The organism is Micromonospora deserti (genome assembly GCF_003236335.1).
Lineage (GTDB): Bacteria > Actinomycetota > Actinomycetes > Mycobacteriales > Micromonosporaceae > Micromonospora > Micromonospora deserti.
In genome coordinates this window covers 1-8,440 of the sequence record NZ_POUB01000261.1, presented here as the reverse complement: position 1 = coordinate 8,440, position 8,440 = coordinate 1, and the positions used below count along the sequence as shown (strand labels likewise).

9 protein-coding genes are annotated in these 8,440 nt (G+C 74.0%); 4 read left to right on the top strand and 5 right to left on the bottom strand.

Annotated elements, in window-relative coordinates:
- The coding region (locus C1I99_RS26025) for a fatty acid desaturase family protein (protein WP_146604057.1) at positions 1-482 on the top strand (482 nt) is incomplete at its 5' end.
- Between the two features lie 60 nt (positions 483-542).
- Here the strand turns inward: C1I99_RS26025 and C1I99_RS34655 are convergent.
- Entirely contained in the window at positions 543-674 is a 132-nt protein-coding gene (locus tag C1I99_RS34655; RefSeq protein ID WP_267897518.1) for a hypothetical protein, read from the bottom strand.
- Positions 675-989: 315 nt separating this feature from the next.
- On the opposite strand from C1I99_RS34655, the gene C1I99_RS26020 reads away from it, so the two are divergent.
- Positions 990-1,283: a 4a-hydroxytetrahydrobiopterin dehydratase gene (locus C1I99_RS26020; RefSeq protein WP_111136826.1), complete on the top strand. Its 294-nt coding sequence runs from the start codon at positions 990-992 to the stop codon at positions 1,281-1,283.
- Entirely contained in the window at positions 1,280-2,431 is a 1,152-nt protein-coding gene (locus tag C1I99_RS26015; protein WP_111136825.1) for an FHA domain-containing protein, read from the top strand. Before C1I99_RS26020 ends, C1I99_RS26015 begins: the two co-directional genes overlap by 4 nt.
- A gap of 80 nt (positions 2,432-2,511) precedes the next feature.
- Here C1I99_RS26015 and rocD read toward each other — a convergent pair whose 3' ends face one another.
- The 3 genes from rocD to C1I99_RS26000 all read right to left on the bottom strand — a co-directional run bounded on the left by rocD (position 2,512) and on the right by C1I99_RS26000 (position 5,613).
- A complete protein-coding gene (gene rocD, locus C1I99_RS26010) occupies positions 2,512-3,726 on the bottom strand; it encodes an ornithine--oxo-acid transaminase (protein ID WP_199562398.1) in 1,215 nt (404 codons plus the stop codon).
- On the bottom strand, positions 3,723-4,538 hold the full coding sequence (gene ddaH / locus C1I99_RS26005; RefSeq protein ID WP_199562399.1) for a dimethylargininase: 816 nt from the start codon (positions 4,536-4,538) through the stop codon (positions 3,723-3,725). The genes rocD and ddaH overlap by 4 nt, the downstream gene beginning before the upstream one ends.
- A 319-nt stretch (positions 4,539-4,857) precedes the next feature.
- Positions 4,858-5,613, bottom strand: a complete 756-nt coding sequence (locus C1I99_RS26000) for a DMT family transporter (RefSeq protein ID WP_233512718.1) — start codon at positions 5,611-5,613, stop codon at positions 4,858-4,860.
- Between the two features lie 177 nt (positions 5,614-5,790).
- Between C1I99_RS26000 and C1I99_RS25995 the strand changes: the two genes are divergently transcribed.
- Positions 5,791-6,600 (top strand): Fpg/Nei family DNA glycosylase, encoded by an 810-nt coding sequence (locus C1I99_RS25995; protein ID WP_111136823.1) that lies wholly within the window; start codon positions 5,791-5,793, stop codon positions 6,598-6,600.
- A gap of 232 nt (positions 6,601-6,832) precedes the next feature.
- Here C1I99_RS25995 and C1I99_RS25990 read toward each other — a convergent pair whose 3' ends face one another.
- Complete coding sequence (locus tag C1I99_RS25990) at positions 6,833-8,254, bottom strand: WGR domain-containing protein (protein ID WP_111136822.1); 1,422 nt, start codon at positions 8,252-8,254, stop codon at positions 6,833-6,835.
- Positions 8,255-8,440 lie beyond the last annotated feature (186 nt).

Here is an 8,440-nt window from a genome sequence, read left to right as displayed (position 1 = left end):
CCCCCCGGTTCCGCACCCCAGTGCGGCACCGGGGGGTGGAGGGGTTGCTGCTGGTCGTGCACACGGTGGCCTACGTCGGTGCGCTGCTGCTGGTGATGTCGCCGCTGAAGGCGCTGCTCTTCGCCGCCGTCCACCAGGGGCTGTGGGGCCTCTACATGGGCTGCTCGTTCGCCCCGAACCACAAGGGCATGCCGATGCCGACCGCGGCCGACGAGCTGGACTTCCTCCGCAAGCAGGTGCTCACCTCGCGCAACGTGCGGGGCAGCCGGCTGGTCGACCTCGCGCTCGGTGGCCTCAACTACCAGATCGAGCACCACCTGTTCCCGAACATGCCCCGGGCGAACCTGCGTCGTGCCCGGCCGCTCGTCAGGGCCTACTGCGCCGAGCGGGGCGTCCCGTACGTCGAGACAGGGCTCGTCGAGTCGTACCGTCAGGCGCTCGCGCACCTGCACGAGGTGGGCCGGCCGCTGCGCGGCGACTGACCCCGGCGGACGCGCGAAGGGGCGGCGCCGACGGGCGCCGCCCCTTCCTGGTGCGGTCGATCAGGAACCCATCGCCCTGATCAGGTTGAGCTGGCCGCTCTGGCCGAGCTTGGTGGCGTCCATGTGCAGCCACTCTTTCGGCAGCCCGGGCAGGCCGGTCACCTTGAGGTACGCGTCGTCGCCGACTATCACGATCCGGAAGTTGCCCTGCGCCCATGCTCAGCGTCATCTCGCCGGTCCGGGTGGCCGGGTCCATCACCCGCCACCGTTGAGTACGGACGACGTGAGCTTCATCCGGACGCTCTGCTCGTTCAGCTTCTGCGCGGCGGCGGTGAGCTCGGCGCGGGGCTCAGCCGGGGCGCTGGTGGCCGGTGCCGCGTCGCCGCTGGCGCCGCCGTTGCCGGCCGGGGCGTCCGTTGCGGTGCCGCATCCGGTCAGGCCGAGGCTGAGCGCGGCCCCGGCGCCGCTGGTCAGCGTCGTCCCGGCACGCCCCGGTAGGGTCTCCCCATGGCAGACGTGCTCACCGCGGAGGCGGTGCGAGACGAGCTGGGTGGGCTGGCGGGCTGGTCGGGAGACCCCGCCGGGATCACCCGTACCGCGGAGCTGGCCAGCTTCCCGGACGCCATCGCGGTGGTGGACCGGGTGGCCGTGACGGCCGAGGAACTCGACCACCATCCCGACATCGACATCCGCTGGCGGACCCTGACCTTCCGCTGCGTCACCCACTCGGCGGGCGGGGTCACCCGCCGTGACCTGGAACTGGCCCGGCGGATCGACGAGATCCTGGGGAGCGTCCGATGAGATTCGAGATCAGCAAGGTGCTGGACGCCATCGAGGGCCGGGTCTGCACCGATCCCTCGCTGGCCCGCGCGGTCCTCGACCTGGCCGAGGTGATCCGCTACCAGGACATCGACGGCGGCCGGCCGGCCAGCCTGCTCCGCCTCGGCATGGTCATCGACGCGCTGTCCCGGCAGCTGGAGGAGGACAGCGTCCCGGTCTACGCGGTCGTGCACCGGGCGCTGCTCTCCGACGCCGACCTCACCTCCAACGAGCGCATGGTGGTGCGGCGGTGGGCCGACGACGGGCTGGTCGAGGTGCTCGACAACCCGGGCGACCGGATGCTGGAGGTGGCCGACCTGCTCGGCCTGCCCGTGCTCACCCGGGTCCGCGCCGACGGCCTGCGCGGGCGGTACCCGTGGCTGGTCGAGCAGCCCGGCCGGGTGGTGGCCCCGGTGCCGGGCGCCGGTGGGCCGGTCTTCGTCGCCCACGTCGGTGGCGGTGACACGCCGGTCGCCGGTGAGCGGTCGCCCGCCGGCGTCAAGCTCCTCGCCCGGCATTGGCGCTGCCCCGAGCCGGGCTGCGCGCTCTTCGGCGGTGGCGGGGGCGGCGGAGCCTTCGCCGACCTGGCCCGGGTCACCGAGCGCAGCCCGGCCGGGCAGCCGCCGCCCTCGCTGCGGGGCGGCGTGCCGACCTGCCCCCGGCACGGCACCCGGCTCGGCGACGCCGGGCCGCGGCCGCGTACCGAGGTGCTCGCGGTGCGCATCGGCGGGCTGATCCGGCGGCGCTTCGTGCTCACCGAGGACCAGCCCGTGCTGGTCGGCCGGGCACCGGAGCAGGCCGGCGGGATCATGCTCGGCCAGTGGCTCAACGACGAGGCCCGCCGGTGGATCAGCCGTGGCCACGTCCGGTTCGAGCTGCGGGTCGGCGAGGTGATCGTCACCGACGTCAGCACCAACGGGTCGGGCATCCGGCCGGGCGGCTCGATGGCCGAGTCGGACCGGGTCGCGCTGGCGCCCAGGCAGTCCCGGGTGCTGGCCGGGGGCGACATGGTGGAGCTCTACCCCGGCGTGCAGGTCGGCCGCCCCGACGAGCTGCCCGCCGGCGCCCCGTACAGCCCCACCTCGGTGATGGCCGAGGCTCCCACCATGGCCATGCGCCTGCCCCGCTGAGCGCCGGGGCCGGCCGGGACAGCGACGGCGGGGGCGGTCGGACCGTGTCCCGACCACCCCCGCCGTCCTGGCACGTCCGCTCAGCCGGCCAGGACGGCGGCGAGCTGGGCGACCGCGTGGTCGATCTCCTCCTCGGTGATCACCAGCGGCGGGGCCAGCCGGATGGTGGAGCCGTGCGTGTCCTTGACGAGCACGCCGCGCTCGGCCAGCCGCTCGCATGCCTCCCGGCCGGTCATCAGCGCCGGGTCGATGTCCAGCCCAGCCCACAGGCCCCGGCCGCGCACCGCGACGAGGCCCCTGCCGACCAGCGCCTGGAGGCCGGCGTGCAGCCGGGCGCCCAGCTCGGCAGAGCGGCGCTGGAACTCGCCGGTGGTCAGCAGCCGGACCACCTCGGTCGCCACCGCGCAGGCCAGCGGGTTGCCGCCGAAGGTGGAGCCGTGCTGGCCCGGCTTCAGCACGCCGAGCACGTTCGCGTCGGCCGCCACCGCCGACACCGGCACGATGCCCCCACCGAGCGCCTTGCCCAGCAGGTACATGTCCGGCGTGACGCCCTCGTGGTCGCAGGCGAACGTCGCACCGGTGCGGCCCAGCCCCGACTGGATCTCGTCGGCGATGAAGAGCACGTTGTTGTCGGTGCAGACGCGGCGTACGCCCGGCAGGTAGCCCGCCGGCGGCACCACCACACCCTGCTCGCCCTGGATCGGCTCGATCAGCACGGCGACCGTGTTCTCGTCGATCGCGGCGGCCAGCGCGTCCAGGTCGCCGTACGGCACAACGGTGAAGCCGGGGGTGTACGGCCCGAAGTCGGCGCGGGCGTCCTCGTCGGTGGAGAAGCTGACGATGGTGGTCGTCCGGCCGTGGAAGTTGCCCTCGGCCACCACGATGTTGGCCTGCCCGGGGGCCACGCCCTTGACCTGGTAGCCCCATTTGCGGGCCACCTTGACGCCGGTCTCCACCGCCTCGGCGCCGGTGTTCATCGGCAGCACCAGGTCCTTGCCGCAGAGCTCGGCCAGCTCCCGGCAGAAGTCGGCGAACTGGTCGTGGATGAACGCCCGGCTGGTGAGGGTCAGCCGGTCGAGCTGCGCGTGCGCGGCGGCGATCAGCTTCGGGTGCCGGTGGCCGAAGTTCAGCGCCGAGTAGCCGGCCAGGCAGTCGAGGTAGCGGCGGCCGTCCACGTCGGTCAGCCAGGCACCCTCGGCGGAGGAGATCACCACCGGCAGCGGGTGGTAGTTGTGCGCGGTCCAGCGCTCCGCGTCGCGGACCGCTCCCGGCGTCCGCAGCATGTCCTCGATCACTTGCTCGCCTTTCCCTGACGGAGTCGCAACGTGCAGCACTTCGGTCCGCCGCCGGCCTTGCGCAGCTCGGACAGGTCGACGCCGATGGTCTCGTAACCCCGGTCCCGCAGCGCCGCGGCCAGGGTGGTGGCCTGCGCCGGCAGCACCACGTGCCGGCCGTCGCTGACCGCGTTGAGCCCGAGCACCTCGGCGTCGGCCATGGTGGCGTGCACCGCGTCCGGGAAGAGCCGGCGCAGCACGGCCCGGCTGCCCGGCGAGAACGCCTCGGGCAGGTACGCCACGGTCCGCTCGTCGAGCACGGTGAGCGCGGTGTCCAGGTGGTAGAAGCGCGGGTCGACCAGCTGCATGGTGATCACCGGATAGCCGAAGACCTCCTGCAGTTGGGCGTGCGAGGCGTGCGCGGTACGGAACCCGGTGCCGGCGAGCAGGTAGTCGCCGACCAGCAGGATGTCGCCCTCACCCTCGTTGACGTGCTTCGGGTCGTACATCTCGAAGCCGGCGGCCTCGAACCAGGCCCGGTACGCGGGGGCTTCGTCGGCGCGCTGCGGGTCGCGGAACTGCACGGCCATCGCCTTGCCGTCGATCACGGTGCCGCCGTTCGCGGCGAAGACCATGTCGGGCAGGCCGGGCACCGGAGTGATCTCCTCGACGGTGTGGCCCAGGTCCCGGTAGATCTGGCGCAGCTGCTCCCACTGCCGGACCGCCAGGTCGGCGTCGACCGGCGCGGTGGGATCCATCCACGGGTTGATCGCGTAGTCGACGGCGAAGTACGTCGGCCGGCACATGAGGAAGCGCTGGCTGGTGGCGTCCATCGTCATTGTCCTGCTCCCAGGTGTCGGGCGCGCCCGGCCACCGTCGGCCCACGGGCTGGCGCCGTTGCTCAACGTTATGCGGCACCGGCGGAGCGATCCACCGCTGAGAGTTGCACAGGCCGACTGATCGTTGCGTCTGACTGCCGGACGGCGGTGGTTCATTGCGTACGGTGCCATCCGGCCCTGGAAAACACTTCGGGGGCGGCGAACCGCCGCCCCCGAATGGGTGTGCCCGGCTGGTGAACCACCAGGCTGGTCGGGCCCGCCGCCGGTGCGGCGTCGTCTGCCGGCGCACCGCCGGCGAGCCCTACAGTGCCCGCTACCAGCGGTCGGCAAACTGTGAGTCGAGCCACTCGCGGAAGCGGGCGACCCAGTCGCCGTCGGTGGTCGGCCAGTCGAACTGGCCGGTCATCGCCAGCACGCCGACGACCACCGCGCCAAGGCCGAACGCGACGCCGAGAAGCGCGTCGGTCGTGCCGGCGACGTGCCGGCGCCGGGTGGCCACCAGACCGAGCACGGCGAGCACCGCGCCGACCGCGCCGAGCCCGATGCCGTACCCGGCCAGGGTGCCAGTGAGCACGAAGAGCGCGCCGGTGACGCCGGCGACCAGGCCGAGCGTGGCGAGCAGGCTGGCCCGCGGCTTCGGGCCGGCGGCCACCGGGCGCGCCGCGCGGTCGGGCAGGCCGTCGCCATCCCGGTCGACGGGCCGCTCCGCCGTCCGGTCCACGACGCCGGGGTGTGCCATGACCGCGTCCCGGTCGAGGTCGCTGGTGCGGCCGTCGAGGGTGCGCTCCAGGGTCGGATCCGGATCGACCCGGGGATGGCGCCGGGTGCCGTCGCCGACCGGCCGGGCGGTGGCGGCCCGGGCGACCGTCGCCCGTTCCGCCGCCCGCCGGGCCGGGGCGTCCCGGTCGTCGGTGCCGGTCGCGGCATGGCTGTGGTGGGTCGCCGGCTCGTCGTCCCGGCCGGTCACCACCGGGCGACCAGCCCGGCCGTCCTCGGTCCGGCCGTCGGGGTTGTCGTCGCGCGCCGGGGCCGGTCCCGTCCGGCGCGAGAGGGAAGGAATCTTGACCACATCACACCTCCTGGTGAGTGCGCGGCGGCCGGTGGGTGGGCGGCGCCCGCGCGGTAACGACTCCGAGGTACCCCACCGTGACGCGCGCGACACCTCGCTTGTCCGCCGCGCCGGCCGGACCGGTCCGCATCGACGCCCGCGGCGGTACCGTCCCGGGACCGGGCTACCGTTGCCGTCGTGCCAGAGGGACACACCATCCACCGGTTGGCGGCGCGGCACGCCGAACTCTTCGCCGGTGACAAGCTGTACGCCACCAGCCCGCAGGGCCGGTTCGCCGAGGGCGCCGCCCGGCTGACCGGCACGGTCCTGGAGGCGACCGAGGCGTACGGCAAGCACCTGCTGCACCACCACGCCGGCGAGCTGACCCTGCACGTGCACCTCGGCCTTTACGGCAGGTTCACCGACGGCGCCGGGGAGCCGCCGGAGCCGGTCGGTCAGGTACGGCTGCGGCTGACCAGCGACCGGCACTGGCTTGACCTGCGCGGTCCCACCGCCTGCGAACTGCTCACCCCGCCCGAGGTGGCCGCGCTGCGCGGCCGGCTCGGCCCCGACCCGTTGCGCGCCGACGCCGACCCGGAACGGGCGTACGCCCGGATCCGCCGCAGCGCCACCCCACTGGCGGCGTTGCTGCTGGACCAGGCCGTGGTGGCCGGCACCGGGTTGATCTTCGTCACCGAGGCGCTGTTCCGGTCCGGGCTGCCACCCACCCTGCCCGGCCGGCGGCTCGGCCGCGCCGGCTGGGACCAGCTCTGGGCCGACCTCGTCGCGCTGATGCGGACCGCCGTCCACCGCGGCCGGATCGACACCGTCCGCGACGCGCACCTGCCCGAGGCGATGGGCCGCGATCCCCGGGTCGACCGGCACGGCGGCGAGGTCTACGTCTACCGCCGCCCCGGCGCGCCCTGCCACGTCTGCGGCACGGCCGTGAGCCGGGGCCAACTGGCCGGCCGCAACCTCTACTGGTGCCCCGCCTGTCAGGCCGGCTGAACCCGCGCCCGCCGGTCGCGGTCCGGCCCTACCTGAGCGGCGGAGTCGCCGCAACCCCGGTTCGGCGGCGGCGGGTCAGCGTGGGAGACGTTCGTGCTCGCTAGCTCTCCGACTTCCTCGCCGGGCAGGACGTCCGGCGCGGATGTCGCCGCAACCCCGGTTCCGGCGGCGGCCGGCGGTCAGCGCAGGCGGCGGACGTCGCCGTAACCCCGGTTCCCGCGGCGGCCGGCGGTCAGCGCAGGCGGCGGATGTCGCCGTGCACCCGGTAGAAGCCGCCGCGACCCGACTCGCGGACCTCGGTGACCAGATAGCGGGCGCCCGGCTCCCGGATGCCCTTGGGGAACTGCACCGACCAGTCCCGCCGGTAGCCGTCGGTAACCACCCGCACCCGCAGCCGCCCCCGGTCGTCCACGCACTGCACCACCACGCCGGCGCCGGCGTCGCTGGTCACCTCGACCAGGGTGGGCGCGGCGGTGACCGGTGCCTGCCGGGGCGCCTTGACGTCGACCACCTCCGGCACGCTGCCCGCCTCGGCCGCCCGGATCGCCGGTTCGCTGGCGTCCACGCAGGCCAGGTGGCCGCTCGTGGTGACCACGTAGAGCCGCTCGTCGTGGTATTGCATGGAGTACGCCGAGCCGCAGCCGGTGCCGAGCTTCCACAGCCGGGTGCCGGCGGCGTCGAAGCAGTAGATGGAGGACTGGCTGTCGCCAGCGAAGACGTACCGCCCGCCCTCGGCGGTCGCGCAGGAGAAGACCGGGGCGTCGCAGCGGTAGCTGCACTCGACCCGCCCGTCCTTGGCCAGCCGGACCACCTCTCGGGTGCCGGTGCCGGCGAACACCGAGCCGGGCTCCTGCCAGCCGAAGAGCACCGACCCGGTGCGGGTGTGCCACAGCTCGCGGCCGGTCCGCCAGTCGTAGCCGGTGACCCCCTGTGAGTGGCCGTGGTAGAGCGCATCGGCGTCGCAGCGCACCATCCAGGCGGACCGGCCACGCCCCGGCCGGCGCCAGAGGAACTCGTCCTCGTGGTCGACGGCGGCGATCCCGCCGTCGGCGTCCGAGACGCCCAGCACCCCGTCGTGGATGTCCAGCCAGTAGATGTCGATCTCCGGCGCGATCGCGTACGCCACCCGGGGCATCTTGCCGGAGAGGTCGTAGACGTTGCCGTCGTCGCAGCCGGCGTAGACCCAGGCGTCGTCGGCGACGATGCACTTCACCCCGTCGGGGAGCCGGACCTGGCTGAGCACCCGGGCGTCGTGGCCGAGGGTGGTGATCACCCCGTGCTCGTTGCCGACCATGCAGTGCCCGTCGTCCACGAAGATGCCGAAGGCCGGTGCGCCGGAGTCATAGCGCCAGAGCACCGGGGCGGTGCGGGCGGTGGAGCGGGTGCTGACGATGCGGCGCCGGGAGACGGTGCGCTTCTGGCGGACACCCGGCACCGCCGGGGCGTACCCCTTGCGGATCTTCTCGCCGATCTTCTTCGCCGCCGCCGCGCGCGCCTGGGCGTTGTCCGGATAGGTGGCGGTCTTGACCTGCCCCTGGTCGCCGATCCGCCCGTAGCGAACGGTTAGCGCGGTGTCGTCGACGACGACCTCGTAGAACTTGTGCGCCCCACCATCCACTTCGGACAGTTCGAGGTAGGTCGTCTCCTGCGACATGGATGCCTCCGAGGGGGTCAGCGCCCGGCCGACGCGGCCGGCGTGGCGACAGCGGGCACACGCTAACCGCCGCCCCCGACAAGACCGGGTGCAGCTGTTGTCGCTGGGGAGACAACAGCTGCACCCGAACCAGGCGGCCGCGTCGATGCCCCTTGGGGCCAGCGGTCGGGTGGGGCGCTGGTGGGG

Excerpts from the sequence above, each read along its gene's own strand:
- ddaH (WP_199562399.1), bottom strand. The coding sequence starts at position 4,538 with ATGGACGCCACCAGCCAGCGCTTCCTCATGTGCCGGCCGACGTACTTC.
- C1I99_RS26020 (WP_111136826.1), top strand. The coding sequence starts at position 990 with ATGGCAGACGTGCTCACCGCGGAGGCGGTGCGAGACGAGCTGGGTGGG.
- C1I99_RS25990 (WP_111136822.1), bottom strand. The coding sequence starts at position 8,254 with ATGTCGCAGGAGACGACCTACCTCGAACTGTCCGAAGTGGATGGTGGG.
- C1I99_RS26015 (WP_111136825.1), top strand. The coding sequence starts at position 1,280 with ATGAGATTCGAGATCAGCAAGGTGCTGGACGCCATCGAGGGCCGGGTC.